Origin of the sequence: Marinobacter sp. OP 3.4, assembly GCF_036224885.1 — a bacterium.
Lineage (GTDB): Bacteria > Pseudomonadota > Gammaproteobacteria > Pseudomonadales > Oleiphilaceae > Marinobacter.
Genome location: NZ_JAVVLT010000059.1, coordinates 26279 through 45964 on the forward strand (window position 1 = coordinate 26279; position 19686 = coordinate 45964).

Sequence of the window (19686 nt, forward strand, 5' to 3'; positions counted from 1 at the left end):
ACCTGACTTTTACCTCCCGGAAACGACCGGGGCAGGGCAGTTGCGTTATGGTTTCGGTAACAATGGCCACGAAAGGGAGCGGAACGATGGAGTGTCATGGATGCTGGTGGCATGGCGGTGTGATGGCGGGGCTGCTGATGCTGGCTCTGCCCCTGTTCGCCTCCGCTTCGGTACGCTGCGGCGCGTCGCTGGTGGATATTGGCGACTGGCCGGTGGAAGTGGAGGAGAGCTGTGGCGAACCTGACTACATCGCGACCTATCCGTCCGCCACCATCCCCGGGGTTGGCGTGGTGGAAGAGATGGAGCACTGGTACTACAACCGCGGGCCCCGTCACTTTGTTCGCCGTTTCGAGTTCCGCAACGGCAAGCTGCAGCGGGAAGACACCCTGGGGTATGGCTTTGCCGGGGACAGTCCCGGGCCCTGTACGCCGGCCGCCATCGACGAGGGCACCAGTGAGTTCGAGGTGGTGGCCCGTTGTGGCGAACCCCTGTCCAGCCGGGTGGAGTGGTCTACCCTGTCTGGTTCCTATCGTCAGGCTGGCACCGTTCAGGGGTTGGTGCCGATCCAGGAGTGGCTATACGAATTCGGGCGCAACCAGTTTCGGCGGGTGGTGGTGCTGAAGAACGGTCGGGTGGTGCGCCTGGAGAAAGCGGACAAGCCCCGGTAGTGACTACTCCCCGGGAGTGGCGTTCGTGCTTCCCGGCGTCAGGTACGGACTCCGCAGGGCCTCCTCGATATTCAGGCCGATGGCCACGCCACCCACGAAACGGTTGGTGGTGGGATCCACCACGGGCATCGAGGCGAACACCTGGAACGCCTGGGCGGATGGATCAAAGCGGACCGGTCCCAGGTACAGGGTGTCACTGGTCTTGCCGGCAATGGTCTCGAACTTGCGTTCATCCCCCTGCCAGTAGTCGGAGGTCAGGACACTGATGGCCGCCGCGGCGCCGATGGTGTCCATCACGATGATTTCCGTCACCATGCCGTCCTGCTCGTATTGCCACTGGGCCAGTTTGCCGGACAGCTTTGAAGAGAGTATCTCGGCGGCTCTGTCGGAAGCCCGGGCCGGTGAGAGTTCCCGCCATTGCTTGTCCAGTGCCAGTACCTCACCCAGTTCCGCCGGCGGTCCGAGGCTGCCGAGCCAGTTTGATAGATGATAGGCGGTGGCCAGCTCATTGATCAGGCTCCTCGCCCGGTTGCTGATCTGGCTCATTTCCTGCTGGCTGAGGTCGAATCCGCCGGTCATGCAATCGGCGATATGCCGGTTGAATTCGTTCAGGAACTCGGGGTGCTCCATGGCAAAGGGTACGGTGACGTAGAGGCTTAACGGAGCGAACCGTACAAACCGCCTGTGGAGTTCGTCCGGGTCCTGACCGTGGAGTCGCTGCAGCTCCATGACCCGCTCATCCATCAGCACCACATCGACCCGATCCCGGTGCAGCAGGGCCAGCAACTGGTCCGGGTGGGATACGGTCATGGCGGTATCGTAGCGGCTCTGCTCCAGCCAGATGGCTTCGTTGCTGCCGGCAATGGCGGCGATCCGGCTGTCCCTGAAATCGTCGATGGGCTCCAGGGAATAGAAGTACCATTTTTCCAGCGCCACCGGCGCTGTGGGCAGGGCAAAGCGGTTCAGCAGGTCCGACTCGTCCACCGCGAAGTAGCCATCAATCAGGTGGTTCTGGAGCCCATGGATGGCCCGGTTCTGGGGAACGGTACGAATCTGCGTCTCCCAGTCCATGCGCCCGGCCACGCAGCGGACGGTTTCCACGGTTGTGCCAAAGGGCCCTGCATGGTCCTGCAGGGAGGTGGGATTTACCTGGTAGGGCGGTGAGTGAAAGGTATACAGGTTCAGGGTCCGGGCGTGGGTCATGGGGCTGACCAGCACGGAAAGGTACAGAACCAGAAAACACCAGAGCCTTATTTTCATGCGGTGTGGCATCCCAGTCACTCGATTTTCAGGCGGGCCTTTCCCGCTGGTTTCATGATCCTATTACAGTCGGACCGTGGGGTTCATACTCCAGTCACGACTGAGTCAGCGCTCCTGTAGCATAGTCCAAATCATGTCGGTTTGGTGTACGTTATAGTTCGTCCAGGTTATCCAGAAGCCATTCCGCCCTTTCCAGGATTTCCCGTCGCCGCTGCCCATCCTGTCGGTGCCAGTTCCTGAACATCATTTTCATTCTTGGGTTCTGACCGAACTGTTCCCGGTGCCGATCGATAAAGTGCCAGTACAGGGCGTTGAAAGGGCACGCCGTCTCCCCCGTCGTTTCACTGACCTGATAGCGGCACTGGCTGCAATAATCGGACATCCGGTGGATGTACTTGCCGCTGGCGGCATAGGGTTTTGATCCCAGGTAGCCGCCGTCCGCGTGCATCACCATGCCGAGGGTGTTGGGGAGTTCCACCCAGTCATAGGCGTCCACGTACACCGCCAGGTACCAGTCGCAGATCTCCTCCGGGCGTACACCGGTCAGCAGTGCGAAATTACCGGTGACCATCAGCCGCTGGATGTGGTGGGCGTAGCCATTGCGGCGGGTGCTGTCGATCGTCCGGTGCATGCAGTGCATATGGGTGTCGCCGGTCCAGTAGAACCAGGGCAGGGCCCGATCGTTGCCCAGCCGGTTTTCCCGGGCGTAGTCCGGCATGGTCAACCAGTAGATGCCGCGCACGAATTCCCGCCAGCCAAGTATCTGCCGGATAAAGCCCTCCACCGCGTTGATGGGAGCCTGGCCGTCGTACCAGGCCCGTTCGGCGGCTTCGCAGACGTCCATCGGGTCCAGCAGGCCACAGTTGAGGTAGGGAGACAGGATGGCGTGGAACAGCCAGTCCTCGGTGTCGGACATGGCGTCCTGGTAGTCCCCGAAGCAGGGCAGGGCGAATTCGATGAAATGCGCCAGGGCGGCCCGGGCATCCCCGGCGGTCACGGCGAAGTGGAAGTCGTCGGTGGTGCCGAAGTGATCCGCAAAGTGGGTGTCCACCAGGTCGATCACCTCCCGGGTGATGTGATCGGGTTCCGCCCTGAAAGGCGCGGGGGCCGGGGGCTTGCCGGTCCACTTACGGCGGTTGTCGGCGTCGTAGTTCCAGTGGCCGCCCTCCGGTTCGCCTTCCGCTGTCATCAGCAGGCCAGTCTTGCGGCGCATTTCCCGGTAGAAGAACTCCATGCGCAGTTGCTTGCGACCTTCGGCCCAGCGGGCAAACTCGTCCTTGCTGGCCAGGAACCGTGAGTCGGGGCGGATTTCCACCGGCAGGCCCAGCCGCCCGTGCCATTGCCGGATCTGCTCATCCAGGCGGTACTCCCCACACTCGGTGGTGATCAGCCGTGCTGGCGGATGACGCTGGCACTGGTCCCGGACAACGTCTTCGAGCCCATGGGCGTGACTGTCGGGATCGTAGCGATGGTAGTGGACATCGAAGCCCCGTTGCTCCAGTTCCCCGGCAAAATGCCGCATGGCACTGAAGATCAGCACCAGCTTTTTCCTGTGATGGCTGGTGTAGCTGGCTTCGTCGTGGACTTCCGCCATCACGATCCGGTCTGCGCCGGGGGTGGCTCCTTCCAGGGCACTGAGGTTGTGGCTGAGCTGGTCGCCAAGGATCAGTATCAGGTTCGCCATGATCCGGTGTCGCCTATTACCAGGGAGGTAGTGGGACATACGCCATTGGCACAAGGGTGGTTCAGGGGCGCGGGCAAACTGACGTCGATCAAGAACCGGCGAAGGCAAACGGCCTAGAATGGCGCTGCCATTCCCGTTTATCCCGACATTGAGTGCCTGGCCATGCCTGCTTCCCTCGCTACAGCACAGTCCACCCTGCCTTCGTTCATCTGGGACGAGGCGTTGATCCGTCGTTACGACCTGAGCGGCCCCCGGTATACGTCCTACCCGACGGCGGTGGAGTTCATGCCGGACATAGGCCCGGCGACGATGGCCAGGGCCGCGGAACTCAGCCGTGCCGGCGGCGGTGCCATCTCGCTGTATACCCACCTGCCGTTCTGTGCGCACCTTTGCTACTACTGCGCCTGTAACAAGGTGATCACCAGACAGCGTGACAGGGCCATGCCCTATGTGGAGCGTCTGTTAAAGGAGGCCGCCCTGCAGTCCGGGCTGTTCGGCGCCGATCGACCGGTGCAGCAGTTGCACTGGGGTGGTGGCACGCCAACCTTCCTGCCGAGGGACGCGATGGAACACCTGATGGCAGGCTACGGCGAGCTGTTCAACCTGCAGTCCGGCGACGAGCGGGATTACAGTGTGGAGATTGACCCCCGGGAGGTGGACGAGGATACCCTGCCGACCCTGTGGAAGCTGGGCTTCAACCGCATCAGTCTGGGGGTGCAGGACGTGAACCCACGGGTGCAGAAAGCGGTCAACCGCATCCAGCCCCGGGAGATGACCGAGTCGGTGCTCAACGAGGCCCGCCGTATCGGCTTCCGTTCCATCAACCTGGACCTGATCTACGGGCTGCCTTACCAGACACCGGAGAGTTTTGCGGAGACGCTGGATGCCGTCATCGAGATGTCGCCGGACAGACTGTCAGTGTTCAGCTATGCCCACCTGCCAGGCCGGTTCTATCCCCAGACACGCATCCAGGCGGAGACGCTGCCGACGCCCCAGGAGAAGCTGACCATCCTCCATAACACCATCAGCCGTCTGCTGGAGGCGGGCTACGAATACATCGGTATGGATCATTTTGCCAGGCCGGAGGATTCCCTGGCGGTGGCCCAGCGCGAGGGGCGACTGCACCGTAACTTCCAGGGCTACACGACCCACGCGGACTGTGACCTGGTCTCCCTGGGTGTCTCAGCCATCGGCCAGACCCGGGATGCCTACTTCCAGAATAACCATGACCTGCCGGCCTGGGAGGCGGCGATTGATGCGGGTGAGCTGGCCACTGTCCGTGGTGTGGTGCTGACCCGGGATGACCAGATTCGCCGCTGGGTGATCGGGCAACTGATCTGCCAGTTCCGGCTGGATCGTCAGCGGTTCGCCAATGAGTGGGGCAAGAACTTTGACCACTACTTCGCCGACGAACTCAAGCGCCTGAAGCCGATGATCCAGGACGAGCTGATCGCCGATGACGGGCGGGTGCTACAGGTGCAGCCTGCGGGTCGGTTGCTGATCCGGGCGATTTGCCAGATTTTCGATCGGTATCGCAAGGACGGGGCTTCGCAGCGGTTTTCCCGGATTATCTGATAATTCCTGACTTTCTGACTTCCTAGCCTGAGAAGTCTGGTGGCGGCGGAGAAAGCTCCCCCTCGCCCCGCCGCCTGACTCCTGTTCAGAAAATCCCCCCCCTGCAAAAAAACAGCCAGACCTGCCCGTTTAATGGCTTGAGCCTGCATACCAAACGAAATGAGTTCGTACACTAATATTACGCCCTCTAAAAAGTGGACTTCCTCCAGGTTAGGGAGTAAGGTCTGCCACCTCCTCATCCGGGGCCCCGGATGATTAGCCCGAAATCCCGGTATGGTGTGCCACAGAGCGGTCGTCAGTCACCAGGCTGAACGCAAGTCCCGGCCCCCGTGCCTGCTTTGCTTCTGGTTAAGAGGACCAAAAAATACCATGACATCTAAAGATCTTTGTGAGCTGTTGCCTCACCTTAGCTTTCCTTAGCTAGCTCGACTCCGGGGCGGAAACGCCCACCCTCCCGTTGCCCCCGAGGCAGCCCCCGTTATAGCGGGAATTTCCAGACTTCTGTGCCTGGTGGCCGGACTTTCACTGTTCCGCGCCGCTGACGGCCGCCTGTCGTTTTGAAAAAGAGGTAGTGATTTGAACGAGAACGGCTTCACCCAGTTTTCAACAATCACCGTATTGTTGCTCCTTGCCGCCTTCTATGGCGGCACCTATCTGCTGACGCTCCTGATCCGCAAGGACAGGGAAGACACCTCCGGCTTCATGGTCGCCGGCCACCACGTTGGTTTCGGCATGGGCGCCGCCAGTATGACCGCCACCTGGATCTGGGCGGCGTCTTTCTATGCTGCCGCCACATCCGGTTATACCTACGGCGTATCAGGCCCCATCCATTACGGGCTCTGGGGCGCGCTGATGATCCTGTTCATCTACCCGTTCGGCCGTCGCTTTCGTAAGTTGGCCCCCAATGGCCACACTCTGGGTGAGCTGATCCATGCCCGCCACGGCGCCTCCAGCCAACTGATCCTGGCCGGTTCCAATATTCTCGGCAGCGTCATCAGCCTGATGGTGAACTTCACCGCAGCAGGCGCGCTGGTGTCGGTACTGTCGCCCCTGTCCTTCGAGATGGGTGTGCTCGTCGCCGGTGTCGGTGTGCTGGCCTATACCCTGACGTCCGGTTTCCGGGCCTCCGTATTCACGGACTTTGCCCAACTGGTGGCGCTGATGGCCATTGCCATTATCATCATTCCGGCGGTGCTGTTTTCCGCTGGTGGCCCATCGGTCATGGTGGAGGGCCTCAGCAGGCTGACAGACGAGCAGGCGAACCTCTTTTCCATGGAAGCCATCCTGCACCAGGGCGCCCCCTTCTTCGTGGCGGTCCTGGCCTACGCCATCGGTAACCAGACCATTTCCCAGCGGCTGTTCGCGGTCCGTGAGAAACACATCAAGTCCACCTTCGTGACCGCCACCATCGGTTACGGCGCCATTGTGATCGGCCTGGGCATGATCGGTCTCATGGCCCTGTCCGTGGGTATGGAGCCCATTGACGGCAAGATGAACAACCTGATTCCCCAGATGGTGTCCACCTACCTGTCGCCGGTGTTCGTGGGGCTGTTCTTTATCCTGGTGATCGGGTCACTGTCCTCCACGGCGGATTCCGACCTGTCGGCCCTGTCCACCATCATGATGGCGGATGTGTACGGCAAGAACATCGCCCGTAATAACCCCAATCCCAAAGTGATGATGCTGGTGGGCCGTATCACCATGATCGTGGCCACGGCAGCGGGTCTGATCTTTGCCAGCTTCTCCCTCGACATACTGGTGATGTTGGTGTTTGTGGGCGCGCTCTGGGGGGCCATCGTGTTCCCGGTGATCGTTAGCTGTTACTGGGACCGGGTCAGCAATGCGGCCTTTACCTGGTCGGTTGCGGTTGCCATGGCCCTGTTCTGTATCGCCCGTTTCGAGTTGCTGGAAATGACCGGCGTTACCGTACTCGGCTTCGAGGTTCTGGCTTCCGTGGGTGGTGCCGTGGTTATCGGGCTGATGGTGTTCGGTTTCTTCGGTCGCATGGCCGGGTTCCTGGCCGCCATGGTGACGCTGATTGCCATGCTCATTTTCGCCACCGGCTTCCTGCGGGACTATATGGTGCTGGTCGCCTCCCTGACGGCTTATGGCACCAGCGCGGTCGTGTGTACAGTCATGACGCTGTTCAGCAAGGAGCGGTTCGACTTTGACCTGATCCGTGAGCGTGTCGGTGACTATGACGACACCGCCGCCGACGATACTTCCAGCCTGGTACCGGAGGGTGCAAAATGACAAGCGAACTGGTTTACGGCGCTTATATCCTGGTCTGGCCCGCCATCACCCTGGTCGTGCTCGGGGTGATCTGCCGGGCGGTCGCCCGTGACATCCGCAAGGCGCGCAATTCGGATCAGGACCTGGTCTGAATCCTGTCGCCATTGAGTAAAAGAAACCGGCCTTGTGGCCGGTTTTTTTGTGTCTGGCTGGCGGTCCTCCTGCCTGCTGACAATGATCAATGCGACGGGTGCGGGTTGGCGGTAGGGTGGGGCACAAAGCTATTGGAGGACACTGATGGAACTTGTCTGTCCCGCCGGCAGTCTGCCGGCCCTGAAGAAAGCCGTCGACAATGGGGCGGATGCCGTCTATTTCGGCTTTCGTGACAGCACCAATGCGCGCCAGTTTGCCGGCCTGAATTTCAACGATAAACGGGCGGCCGAAGGTATCGACTATGCCCACTCGAAAGGCGCCCGGGTATTCTGTGCCATCAATACCTATCCCCAGCCCCAGGGCTGGCGCCAGTGGCTGACGGCGGTTGACAGGGCCGCCGACCTGGGGGTTGATGCCGTTATCCTGGCGGACATGGGGCTGCTCGATTACGCCGCGAACCGTTACCCGGACCTGCCCCGCCACCTGTCTGTCCAGGGCTCCGCAACCAGTTATGAGGCGCTGCATTTCTACAAGGATATGTTTGATATTCGCCGTGCCGTGCTGCCCCGGGTTCTGTCCCTGGATCAGGTGAAGGGCGTGGCCCGGCACAGCCCGGTGGAGCTGGAGGTCTTTGCCTTCGGCAGTCTGTGCATCATGGCGGAGGGGCGGTGCTATCTGTCGTCCTACCTCACTGACGAGTCCCCCAACAGCAAGGGCGCCTGCTCGCCGGCCAAGGCCGTGCGATGGGAGGAAACCACTGATGGCGGGCTGGAATCCCGCCTCAATGACGTGCTTATCGATCGCTACGACCGGGGCGAGTCGACTGGTTACCCAACCCTGTGCAAGGGCCGGTTTGAGGTTGAAGGGGATGTCTATCATGCCATTGAGGAACCGGTAAGCCTCAATACACTTGACCTGTTGCCGGAACTCAAGGCCCTGGGCATCAGCGCTGTGAAGATTGAAGGTCGCCAGCGCAGCCCGGCCTACATAGCCGACGTGGCTCGCACCTGGCGCCAGGCGCTGGACCGCCTCGAACGGGGGCCGGATTTCGCCGTGGACCCGGCCTGGCAATCCACCCTCGCCGGGTTGTCCGAAGGTGGGCTCACCACTCTGGGCGCCTACCATCGCAAGTGGAAATAAGGTGCTGAGATCATGATGAAGTTATCGCTGGGCCCCATCCTGTGGTTCTGGTCCAGACAACGTGTGTTTGATTTCTACGCGAAGGCTGCGGAATGGCCGGTGGATACTATCTATCTGGGCGAGGCAGTATGTTCACGACGGCGCGAGCTGAAGCCGGATGACTGGCTGGACCTGGCCCGGGACCTGAAAGCCTGCGGCAAGGATGTGGTGCTCTCCACCCTCACGCTGATCGAGTCGGAAGCTGACCTGCGTCGACTACGACGGTTCTGCGAGCAGGATGAGTTCCTGGTGGAGGCCAACGACCAGAGCGCCCTGCAGGTGGCCATCCGGAATAACATTCCGTTCATCACCGGCCCGTCCATGAATATCTACAACACCGCCACCCTGAAAATCCTGGCCAGGCAGGGCCTGCAGGGCTGGAACCTGCCGGTGGAGCTGGGCAAGGACACCCTTGAACAGCTCATCAGGGAATTGATGGCCGAAGGGCTGGAACTGCCCGCCGAGGTGTTCTCCTGGGGCTTCCTGCCCCTGGCCTGGTCCTCCCGTTGCTTTACCGCCCGCCACTACAACCTGCCGAAGGACAACTGCGAGTTTCGTTGCCTGGAGCACCCGGACGGCATGGCGTTGCGTTCCCGGGAAAGCCAGGAGTTGTTCCGCATTAACGGCGTCTCCACTCTGTCTGGCTCCCGCTATGACCTGATGCGGGAGTTGCCGGAAATGGAACGTATGGGGGTAAGCACCGTACGCCTGAGCCCGGAACATCAGGGCATGGATGAGGTGGTCAAACGCTTTGATCAGGTGCGCCGGGGTGTGGTTCCCGAGACTGACCCGTTGCGGTTGGTAGAGGCACCGCCCTGCAACGGCTACTGGTACGGGCGGCCCGGGATGACCATGCTGGCCTGACGGGGCAGGGCAGTCCGGTTTACCGTGGAGCGCGGCCTTTCCCGGTACCGCCCGGTAGCAATGACCACTCCAGGCTGTCCAACAGGTTCTTGATGCCGAGGCCCAGCTCAGTATCTCCCTCAATCACAAGTTGCCGCTGGAAGAAAAGCTGGTCCGGGTCCTGCCTGCGGTTGGCCAACTGGTAGAACGCAGACCAGTTGCCGCGAATGGTGGCTTCCCCAGGCCCGTCCACAATCCTCAGCCTGCCCTGCCAGAAGCCGAGGGTGATGCCGGGGTGTCCGTCGTTGATTTCCAGCCTCAGTGTTCGTCCTTCGAAGTCATCGAATTCCCCCTCATAGATGGCTTCCGCAAACATCCGGTTGAGGGTGGTTTCGGTGATCAGCTGTTTGAAGAGGAAAGGAACGCGGCGTTCAGCGTCGCGGAAGATCGGCACCGGCGATGGGGCGTACTCCTGCATGACTTGCTGGCACTGAAGGAGCAGGGATTCCGGGATAGTCAGTTTGGGCAGGGCGGGCAGCATGGGTTTCTCCGGGCCATTTGGTTGGCCATAGGGTAATGCGTTCGCTCGTGTTGTTGGTTGATATCGGGCAAATATCGAACAAGGCGTCATCAAGCCTTATGCAAACCTTCCTCAACAGCCCAGACGGCAACTTCAACACGGGACCGAAGGTTCAGCTTCTTCAGCAAATGCTTCACATGCACCTTGACCGTGCCGTCACTGATATCCAGCTTACGGCCAATCATCTTGTTGGAGAGCCCCTCGGCAATCAGGCGCAGGATGTCTTTCTCGCGGGGGGTCAGGCTGTCGAAGTTGGGACCCTCCGACGGCTGGGGCTTCTGGGATCGCAACGCCTGGGCCAGCAGGGTGGTCAGGCGGTCGCTGATCACCATCTTGCCCACCGCGGCCTGCTTGAGCTCGCCGATCATGTCCTCCGGCTCCATGTCCTTGAGCAGGTAGCCATCGGCACCGGCGCGCAGTGCGGCCACCACATCGTCCTCATGGTCGGAGACGGTAAAAATCACGATACGGGAAGCCACGCCCTGGTCCCTCAGTGTCCGCAGTACCTCAATGCCGTTCATTTCCGGCATGTTCAGGTCCAGCAGGATCAGGTCCGGCTCCAGTTCCGTGGCCTTTCTGATACCGTCGGCGCCGTTGGAGGCTTCCCCCGCCACCTGCACGTCATCTTCCATGCCGATAAGCTGCTTGATGCCCTGACGGAGCAGGGGGTGGTCGTCGATCAGCAGAATGCTTGCCGGTGTATCAGGCATGTTCCCTCTCAGAAATCGTTTTATGGTTCGTGTGTGTCGGACAACCCGCTGTCAGCCTGCATTGGCTTCCCGGGTCAGGATGGTATGGCGACTCTTGGGGATGAACCCCATGGAAACCTCCACGCCACCGTCTTCACGGTTTGCAACCGATACCTTGCCACCCAGTGTGCGGGCCCGGTCCTGGATGATAATCAGGCCGTAGTGCTGGAACGGCTGTTCTCCACCGGGCAGGCCCTTACCGTTGTCGAGTATTCTGACCGCAACCCTCGGTGATTCAAAGTGCACTTCCACCCGGACCAGGGTGGCATCGGCGTGTTTTATCGCGTTGGCCAGGGCCTCCCGGACAATCTGCAGTATATGGATCTCCTCATTGGGAGAGAGAGTGTTCACTGGCAGGTTGTAGTCCAGGTCCACAAGTTGTCCCAGACGATCACTGAACTCGTCGACCGTCTGGCGCAACGCCGTGTACAGATCCGGTGTATCCAGCTTGAGGCGGAAGGTGGTCAACAGCTCCCGCAGTTGCCGGTAGGCACTGTTCAGGCCAGTACTGAGTTCATCCAGGATATCGGCATGGGTCCTTTCATGCTCGCCCTGGATGTCCAGCCGGCGCAGGCGGGCCACCTGCATTTTCAGGTAGGACAGGGATTGGGCCAGGGAGTCATGCAGCTCGCGGGCGATAACAGCCCGTTCCTCCGCCAGGGTCAGTTGCTGTTCCTCGGTAATCTGCTTCTCCAGGAAAATGGCGGTGGCCAACTGGTCGCTGAGGGTTTCCAACAGCCGGCGGGCGGTTTCCGACAGTCCACGGTCCGCCGGATACCAGACTTCCAGGGTACCCAGGAGTTGCCCCGGTGTACGTATTGGCAACAGCAGCCGGCGCCCGTCGTTACCCTCCGAGGGCAGTTCATCATACACCTCCGGGGTCACCAGGCAGGCATTGCAATGGTGGTCCCGGCAATAGAATGGCCGCTCCGGTGTGGACGTGGTGATGGCTTCCACCGGTTCACTGGCCTGTTTGTCATGGAGGTACAGGCGGATGGGGCCTATACCCAGAAGAACTTCCAGCTCCTGCAGCATGGGCACGGCGCCGTTACACAGGTCATGGGTGGCGAACAGCGTCCGGCTGGCGCTGTGCAGCAGTTCCAGGGCCTGGTGGCTCCTCTCCAGTTCCCGGGTCTTGGCCGCCGCCTCGCTCTCCAGTGCGCCGTAGCTCTGCGCCAGTTCATCGGTCATCTGATCGAAGGCCCGGCCCAGACGGGACAGCTCGTCGGACCCGGACAGGTTGGCCTTCCAGGTGAAGTCCTTGTCGCCCACCGCTGCGGCAATGCGGACCAGCTTGCGCATGGGTTGCAGCACGTGGTTTCGCAGGTCGAGGAACAGGGCAACGGCGATCAGTATCGAGAACACCAGGCTGATGATCTGGATGACGTGCAGCAGGTCGATGCGGGCTTCGGTGCGCTGCTCCAGCATGGTGACCAACTGGTCCACCTCCGCCACGTACTGCTCGGTGGCCTGTAGCAGGGAGGCACTGACCGGCGTTCCGAGGGCGTGATCCTCAAGAGCGGGGCGCAGGGCCTGCTGCCAACGCATCAGCATCTGCTCGTATTGCTGTCTCAGGGGGTGGTTTCCGGCGGACGGGAGGGTCTGCGTCAGGGGGGCCTGGTGCAGTTTCCGGTCGTAGCCAGCCAGTTGGGCCTCAAACGGCTCCGACGCATCCTCATCGTGGCCGGCGGAGTGGGCCAGCAACTCGAACGCCGCCATGCGCAGGGCGCCGGCACGGTTAATGGCCGTGGCATTGCCCTCAATGCTGCGGGATACGGCCAGGGTTGTCGCCATGCTGACCACCGCCGTCAGGATAATGGCGCCGACCACGACGGCGGTCCGTTTAACCAGGGATCGTCTGAATATCATGGCAATCCGTTCAAGTGCGGCGCGATATAGAGCATCACCGGGATCAGGGACATCTACCCCTTACAGGCAAGGCATTTACCCCGATGGGAGATAACCCATCATAGTCTTTGACCGGTCCCGCGGCAAAGATGAAACTGATCTTCATCTTTATGCAAAGGCCGGATCCATGTCTACCTCCACGGACGATGAAGAGGGCAAGCTCGATTCGCTGGTGGTGATCCTGCCCCTGGCCGTGGTCGGGTTTGCCCTGGTGGCGGCCTGCTGGTCGCTGCTGTCGGTGGCCGGCATTCATATTCGTCAGGAAATGGAACTGACCGGCGTCCAGTTCGGATTGCTGTTGTCGCTGCCCATGGCGGTGGGGGCACTGGTGGCTATCCCCGGGGGCGTGGCGGCGCAGGTCTTTGGTGCGCGTCGGGTGATGATGGTGTGTCTGGCGGGATTGTCGCTGTGCATGATGGCCCTGCTGCCGGCTCCCCCCTTCACCACGGTCTGGCTGGCGGGGGCCGGGCTGGGTCTGGCGGGTGCGTATTACAGCGCCGGCCTGCAGTTTGTCACCAGCCATGCACCGGAACATCGTACGGGCCTGGTGTTGGGGGTGTTCGGCGCCGGAATCACCGGGGTCGGGATGAGCTACTATCTGGTTCCCCTGATACTGGAAGGCTTCTCGTGGTCGGTTGTGCCACTGGCGTACCTGATTATGCTGCTGTTGTTGCTGGCGCTGATGGTATTGCTGACCTCCCAGGAGCCGACCGGTGGAAACATGGCCGACGGGGCGCTGACGCCGGTCTGGGTTCGTCTGTCCCGGCTGCGGTTGTGGCAGTTGTCCGGCTGGTATGGGGTGGTGGCCGGCGGCTTCTTCGCCCTGGCGTTATGGCTGCCGGACTTCATGATGTCCCAGCACCACTTCACCGTGGAAGCCGGTGCTGAACTGGCCCGGTGGTTCGTTATCCCTGGAGCCCTGGCACAGATTCCCGGTGGCTGGCTGGCGGATCGCTATGGGTCCACGAGCATTGTCACCCGGGGATTGATGGTTTGCCTGGTGGCACTGTTCTTCCTGTCCTATCCCCCCATGACCCTGGTGATCCAGGGTATCCATGGCACCCTGGACCTGCACTATGTATTGCCGTTGCCTGTGGAGCTGTCGCTGGTGGTCGTGCTGGGTGTGGCCATGGGCTGCAGCATGGCGGGCCTGCAACGGCAGGTGGTGGTGGACAACCGCGAAACCATTGCCGTTGCCGCCGGCGTACTGCTGGTCAGTGCCTGCTCCGTGGCCTTCCTGTTGCCCCCGCTGTTTGGTGCCGCCAACGACTGGGTGGGGGTGCGCAGTGCCGTTTTCATGATCCTGTTCCTGATGCTGTCGCTCACCCTCTTCCTGTTTGCCCGCACCGCCCGCCGGGATGAACGGCGACGCCTTCTCCACCCGGGGATATAGCCCTCCTACCCCCAGGGAGGTAGGGGGTGGTTATGTAGTAGTAACCATGCAGCTTTCAGGGTTTCTCTCCCACACAATAGTCTCAAATCGGACCTGAATCAGAACAGCGATCCGGCCAACGGGTTGATGGAGAGAGACCATGAGTCATTTGATCGACAAACTGAATTACTTCAGGAAGAACCGCGAGCCGTTTGCCAACGGTCACGGTGAAACCCATGAAGTCAGTCGCGAGTGGGAAAACAGCTACCGCCAGCGCTGGCAGCACGACAAGATCGTGCGATCCACCCACGGCGTGAACTGCACCGGCTCCTGCAGCTGGAAAATCTACGTCAAGAACGGCCTGGTTACCTGGGAGACCCAGCAGACCGACTACCCCCGTACCCGTCCGGACCTGCCCAACCACGAGCCACGCGGCTGCCCCCGTGGCGCCAGCTACTCCTGGTACATGTACAGCGCCAACCGCCTGAAATACCCGCTGATGCGCAAGCACCTGATGAAGCTGTGGCGTGCGGCAAAGGCCCAGCACAATGATCCGGTGGAAGCCTGGGCCTCCATCGTGGAAGACCCGAAGAAAACCGCCGAATACAAGCCCCGTCGTGGCATGGGCGGCTTCGTGCGTTCCAGCTGGGACGAGGTCAACGAGCTGATCGGTGCGTCCAACGTTTACACCGCGAAGAAATATGGCCCGGACCGGATTTTCGGCTTCTCCCCGATCCCGGCCATGTCCATGGTGTCCTACGCCGCCGGCAGCCGCTACCTTTCCATGATCGGCGGCGTCTGCATGAGCTTCTACGACTGGTACTGCGACCTGCCGCCGGCCTCACCGCAGACCTGGGGTGAGCAGACCGACGTGCCCGAGTCCGCCGACTGGTACAACTCCGGCTATATCATCGCCTGGGGCTCCAACGTTCCCCAGACCCGGACCCCGGACGCCCACTTCTTCACCGAAGTACGCTACAAGGGCACCAAGACCGTTGCCATCACACCGGACTACGCGGAAGTGTCCAAGCTGTCTGACGAGTGGCTGAACCCGAAGCAGGGCACCGACGCCGCGCTGGGCATGGCCATGGGCCACGTGATCCTCAAGGAATTCCACGTCGACAAGCCCAGCGAGTACTTCACCGACTACGTGCGCCGCTACACCGACATGCCATACCTGGTCATGCTGGAAGAGAAAGACGACGGCAGCTTTGTGCCCGGTCGCTTCCTGCGGGCCAGCGACCTGGTGGATGGCCTGGGCGAAGAGAACAACCCCGAGTGGAAAACCATCGCCATTGATGAGACCACCGGTGAGCTGATCGCTCCCAACGGCTCCATCGGCTACCGCTGGGGCGAGAAGGGCAAGTGGAACCTGAAGCAGACCGCCAACACCAAGGACATCAACCTGCAGCTGTCCATGGTCGAGAAGCATGACGACGTCGTCGACGTGGCCTTCCCGTACTTCGGTGGCATCGAGCACGACCATTTCCAGCACGTCGAGATCAAGGACATCCTCAAGCACAAGCTGGGTACCCGCAAGGTTCAGCTGGCGGATGGCACCGAAGGTCGCGTGGTCACGGTTTACGACCTGATGGTGGCCAACTACGGCATCAGCCGTGGCCTGGGTGATGACGACGGCGCTACCTCCTATGACGAAGTGAAGCCCTACACCCCCGCCTGGCAGGAAAAGATCACCGGCGTACCTGCTGACAAGGTGATCCGGATTGCCCGTGAGTTCGCCGACAATGCGGACAAGACCAAGGGCCGTTCCATGGTCATCGTCGGTGCCGGTATGAACCACTGGTACCACATGGACATGAACTACCGCGGCCTGATCAACATGCTGATCATGTGTGGCTGTATCGGCCAGAGCGGTGGTGGCTGGGCCCACTACGTTGGCCAGGAAAAACTGCGCCCGCAGACCGGCTGGCAGCCCCTGGCCTTTGGTCTTGACTGGCAGCGTCCGCCCCGTCACATGAACTCCACTTCCTTCTTCTATGCCCACTCCGGCCAGTGGCGCTACGAGAAGCTGGGTGTCGACGAGATCCTGTCGCCGCTGGCGGACAAGGACAAATTCGGCGGCAGCCTGATCGACTACAACGTTCGTGCCGAGCGTATGGGCTGGCTGCCTTCCGCGCCGCAGTTGAACCGTAATCCCCTGGGTATTGCCGCTGAGGCCGAGAAAGCCGGTATGGAAGTCTCGGATTACGTGGCTAAATCCATGAAAGACGGTTCCCTGGCCTTCGCCAGCGAGGATCCGGAAGCGCCCGAGAACCATCCGCGCAACCTGTTCATCTGGCGCTCCAACTTGCTGGGCTCCTCCGGCAAGGGCCACGAGTACATGCTCAAGTACCTGCTGGGCACCAGGAGTGGTCTGCAGGGCAAGGATTTGGGTGTGGAAGGCGGTGCCAAGCCGGAAGAGGTCAAATGGCACGACGAGGCGCCGGAAGGCAAGCTCGACCTGCTGGTGACCCTGGACTTCCGCATGTCCACCACCTGTCTGTACTCGGACATCGTCCTCCCGACCGCCACCTGGTACGAGAAGAACGACCTGAATACGTCCGACATGCACCCGTTCATCCACCCGCTGACCGCCGCCACCGACCCGGCCTGGGAAGCGCGCAGTGACTGGGAAATCTACAAGGGCATCGCGAAATCCTTCTCCAGGGCCGCCGAGGGTCACCTGGGTGTCGAGAAAGATGTGGTCACCCTGCCGCTGCTGCACGACGCGCCGGCCGAGCTGGGCCAGCCGTTCGATGTGAGGGACTGGAAAAAGGGCGAGTGCGATCTGATCCCGGGCAAGACCGCGCCCAACTTCATCACCGTGGAGCGGGACTACCCGAACACCTATGCGCGCTTTACCTCCCTGGGTCCGCTGATGGACAAGCTGGGTAATGGCGGCAAGGGCATCAACTGGAACACCGAGAAGGAAGTGACGTTCCTCGGCGACTTGAACGAAAAGCACCTTGAGGGTGCCAACGCGGGTCGTCCGAAGATCGAAAGTGCCATTGATGCCGCGGAAGTCATCCTGACCCTGGCGCCGGAAACCAACGGCCAGGTAGCCGTGAAGGCCTGGGCGGCATTGTCCGAGTTTACCGGCCTGGATCACACCCATCTGGCGACCAACAAGGAAGAGGAAAAGATCCGCTTCCGGGACATCGTGGCCCAGCCGCGCAAGATCATCTCCAGCCCGACCTGGTCTGGCCTGGAAGACGAGCATGTGTCCTACAACGCCGGCTACACCAACGTGCACGAGCTGATCCCCTGGCGGACCCTGACCGGTCGTCAGCAGTTCTACCAGGATCATGAGTGGATGCGCGCCTTTGGTGAGAGCCTGCTGGTGTATCGCCCGCCCATCAACACCAAGACGGTCAGCCACATGATCAACCAGCGCAGCAACGGCAACCCGGAGAAGGCGCTGAACTGGATCACGCCGCACCAGAAGTGGGGTATCCACAGCACCTACAGCGACAACCTGCTGATGCTGACCCTCTCCCGCGGTGGCCCCATCGTCTGGTTGAGCGAAGACGACGCCAGAGAGATGGCCATCGAAGACAACGACTGGATCGAGCTGTTCAACGCCAACGGCGCCATCGCGGCCCGGGCGGTGGTGAGCCAGAGGGTGATGCCCGGCATGGTGATGATGTACCACGCCCAGGAGCGGATCGTGAACATTCCCGGCTCCGAGATCACCGGTACCCGGGGTGGCATCCACAACTCGGTCACCCGGGTCTGCCCGAAGCCGACCCACATGATCGGTGGCTACGCCCAGTACTCCTACGGGTTCAACTACTACGGCACCGTAGGCTCCAACCGCGACGAGTTCGTGGTGGTGCGCAAGATGCACAACGTCGACTGGCTCGACGGCGAAGGCAATGACACTGTTCAGGAGGCTGTAAAATGAAGATCCGTTCCCAAGTCGGCATGGTGCTGAACCTGGACAAGTGCATCGGTTGCCACACCTGTTCAGTCACCTGCAAAAACGTGTGGACCAGCCGTGAAGGCATGGAGTACGCCTGGTTCAACAACGTCGAGACCAAGCCCGGTATCGGCTACCCCAAAGAGTGGGAGAACCAGGACAAGTGGAAGGGCGGCTGGATGCGTGACAGCTCCGGCAGGATCCGGCCGAAGATCGGTGGCCGTTTCCGGGTACTGGCGAACATCTTTGCCAACCCGGACCTGCCCCAGATTGACGACTACTACGAGCCATTTGACTTTGACTACCAGCACCTGCATACCGCCGGCGACAGCAAGCACCAGCCGGTGGCCCGGCCCCGCTCGCTGATCTCCGGCGAGCGGATGCAGAAAATCGAATGGGGCCCGAACTGGGAGGAGATCCTCGGCACGGAGTTTGCCAAGCGTCGGAAGGACAAGAACTTCGACCAGGTACAGGCGGACATCTACGGCCAGTTCGAAAACACCTTCATGATGTATCTGCCGCGTCTGTGCGAGCACTGCCTGAACCCCACCTGTGTGGCCAGCTGCCCCAGCGGCGCCATCTACAAGCGGGAAGAGGACGGCATCGTGCTGATCGACCAGGACAAGTGCCGTGGCTGGCGGATGTGTGTCTCCGGCTGCCCGTACAAGAAGATCTACTTCAACTGGAAAACCGGCAAGTCCGAGAAGTGCATCTTCTGCTACCCGCGGATCGAAGCCGGCATGCCGACGGTGTGCTCCGAGACCTGTGTCGGCCGCATTCGCTACCTGGGTGTGCTGCTGTACGACGCAGACCGCATTGAGGAAGTGGCCAGCACCCCGGGCGAACACGAGCTGTACGAAAAGCAGCTGGAAATCTTCCTGGACCCGAACGATCCGGCGGTGATCGAACAGGCGAAGAAAGACGGCATCCCCATGAATGTGATCGAGGCCGCCCAGCGTAGCCCGGTCTACAAGATGGCGGTTGACTGGAAACTGGCCCTGCCGCTGCACCCGGAATACCGCACCCTGCCGATGGTCTGGTACGTGCCGCCCCTGAGCCCGATCCAGTCCGCCGCGGAAGCCGGCAAGGTGGAGTTCGACGGTGTACTGCCGAAGATCGAAAGCCTGCGGATCCCGGTGAAATATCTGGCCAACCTGCTCACCGCCGGTGACGAGAAACCCATCGTACGGGCCCTCAAGCGGATCATGGCCATGCGTTTGTACAAGCGAGCGGAAACCGTGGAAGGCGTCGAGGATCTGCGTGCCCTGGAGGAGTGTGGGCTGAGCAAGGCCCAGGCGGACGAAATGTACCGCTACCTGGCCATCGCCAATTACGAGGATCGTTTTGTGATCCCCACCAGCCACCGCGAACTGGCGAAGGAAGCCTTCCCGGATGCGACCGCACATGAGGAGCGCAACGGCTGCGGCTTCAGCTTCGGCGACGGCTGCAACGGCGACAGCAAGTTCAACATGTTTGGTGGCCGCAAGCAGACCACCACCATGGTGCACAAACTTTCCACCGTAAAGCAGGTGGACCCGAAGCAGCTGCAGGAATAAGGAGCGCA

General features: G+C 61.3%; 14 protein-coding genes. 9 read left to right on the forward strand and 5 right to left on the reverse strand.

Annotated features, from left to right (window positions below; genetic code table 11):
- Positions 1 to 86 precede the first annotated feature (86 nt).
- Positions 87 to 668, forward strand: a complete 582-nt coding sequence (locus RO069_RS11300) for a DUF2845 domain-containing protein (protein ID WP_328187581.1) — start codon at positions 87 to 89, stop codon at positions 666 to 668.
- Positions 669 to 671: 3 nt separating this feature from the next.
- Here the strand turns inward: RO069_RS11300 and RO069_RS11305 are convergent, their stop codons facing one another.
- Both RO069_RS11305 and RO069_RS11310 read right to left on the reverse strand, forming a co-directional pair.
- The gene (locus tag RO069_RS11305; RefSeq protein WP_328187583.1) at positions 672 to 1928 is read right to left on the reverse strand and encodes a substrate-binding periplasmic protein; all 1257 of its coding nucleotides are present in this window, start codon (positions 1926 to 1928) and stop codon (positions 672 to 674) included.
- A 151-nt stretch (positions 1929 to 2079) separates the two neighbouring features.
- On the reverse strand, positions 2080 to 3612 hold the full coding sequence (locus tag RO069_RS11310) for a cryptochrome/photolyase family protein (RefSeq protein ID WP_328187585.1): 1533 nt from the start codon (positions 3610 to 3612) through the stop codon (positions 2080 to 2082).
- Between the two features lie 162 nt (positions 3613 to 3774).
- Here RO069_RS11310 and hemN point away from each other — a divergent pair, with 162 nt between their 5' ends.
- The 5 genes from hemN to RO069_RS11335 all read left to right on the forward strand — a co-directional run bounded on the left by hemN (position 3775) and on the right by RO069_RS11335 (position 9615).
- A complete protein-coding gene (gene hemN, locus RO069_RS11315; RefSeq protein ID WP_328187587.1) occupies positions 3775 to 5187 on the forward strand; it encodes an oxygen-independent coproporphyrinogen III oxidase in 1413 nt (470 codons plus the stop codon).
- Positions 5188 to 5763: 576 nt separating this feature from the next.
- Positions 5764 to 7440, forward strand: a complete 1677-nt coding sequence (locus tag RO069_RS11320) for a sodium:solute symporter family protein (RefSeq protein WP_328187589.1) — start codon at positions 5764 to 5766, stop codon at positions 7438 to 7440.
- Positions 7437 to 7571 (forward strand): putative transporter small subunit, encoded by a 135-nt coding sequence (locus RO069_RS11325; protein WP_328187591.1) that lies wholly within the window; start codon positions 7437 to 7439, stop codon positions 7569 to 7571. The genes RO069_RS11320 and RO069_RS11325 overlap by 4 nt, the downstream gene beginning before the upstream one ends.
- A 145-nt stretch (positions 7572 to 7716) precedes the next feature.
- A complete protein-coding gene (gene ubiU / locus RO069_RS11330) occupies positions 7717 to 8712 on the forward strand; it encodes a ubiquinone anaerobic biosynthesis protein UbiU (RefSeq protein ID WP_328187592.1) in 996 nt (331 codons plus the stop codon).
- 12 nt (positions 8713 to 8724) lie between these two features.
- Positions 8725 to 9615: a U32 family peptidase gene (locus RO069_RS11335; RefSeq protein ID WP_328187594.1), complete on the forward strand. Its 891-nt coding sequence runs from the start codon at positions 8725 to 8727 to the stop codon at positions 9613 to 9615.
- 19 nt (positions 9616 to 9634) lie between these two features.
- On the opposite strand, the gene ubiT is transcribed toward RO069_RS11335, so the two are convergent.
- From ubiT to RO069_RS11350, 3 genes are all read right to left on the reverse strand, one after another.
- Positions 9635 to 10135, reverse strand: coding sequence for a ubiquinone anaerobic biosynthesis accessory factor UbiT (ubiT, locus tag RO069_RS11340; RefSeq protein WP_328187596.1), 501 nt, complete (start codon positions 10133 to 10135; stop codon positions 9635 to 9637).
- A gap of 89 nt (positions 10136 to 10224) precedes the next feature.
- A complete protein-coding gene (gene narL / locus RO069_RS11345) occupies positions 10225 to 10884 on the reverse strand; it encodes a two-component system response regulator NarL (RefSeq protein WP_328187598.1) in 660 nt (219 codons plus the stop codon).
- Positions 10885 to 10935: 51 nt separating this feature from the next.
- Entirely contained in the window at positions 10936 to 12792 is a 1857-nt protein-coding gene (locus RO069_RS11350) for a histidine kinase (protein ID WP_328187600.1), read from the reverse strand.
- Positions 12793 to 12958: 166 nt separating this feature from the next.
- Between RO069_RS11350 and RO069_RS11355 the strand changes: the two genes are divergently transcribed.
- The 3 genes from RO069_RS11355 to narH all read left to right on the forward strand — a co-directional run bounded on the left by RO069_RS11355 (position 12959) and on the right by narH (position 19678).
- Positions 12959 to 14224: an MFS transporter gene (locus RO069_RS11355; protein WP_328187601.1), complete on the forward strand. Its 1266-nt coding sequence runs from the start codon at positions 12959 to 12961 to the stop codon at positions 14222 to 14224.
- Positions 14225 to 14363: 139 nt separating this feature from the next.
- Positions 14364 to 18107 carry a nitrate reductase subunit alpha gene (locus RO069_RS11360; protein WP_328187602.1) on the forward strand — a complete coding sequence of 1248 codons (3744 nt, stop codon included), beginning with the start codon at positions 14364 to 14366 and terminating at the stop codon, positions 18105 to 18107.
- Positions 18104 to 19678: a nitrate reductase subunit beta gene (gene narH, locus RO069_RS11365; RefSeq protein WP_328187604.1), complete on the forward strand. Its 1575-nt coding sequence runs from the start codon at positions 18104 to 18106 to the stop codon at positions 19676 to 19678. Before RO069_RS11360 ends, narH begins: the two co-directional genes overlap by 4 nt.
- Positions 19679 to 19686 lie beyond the last annotated feature (8 nt).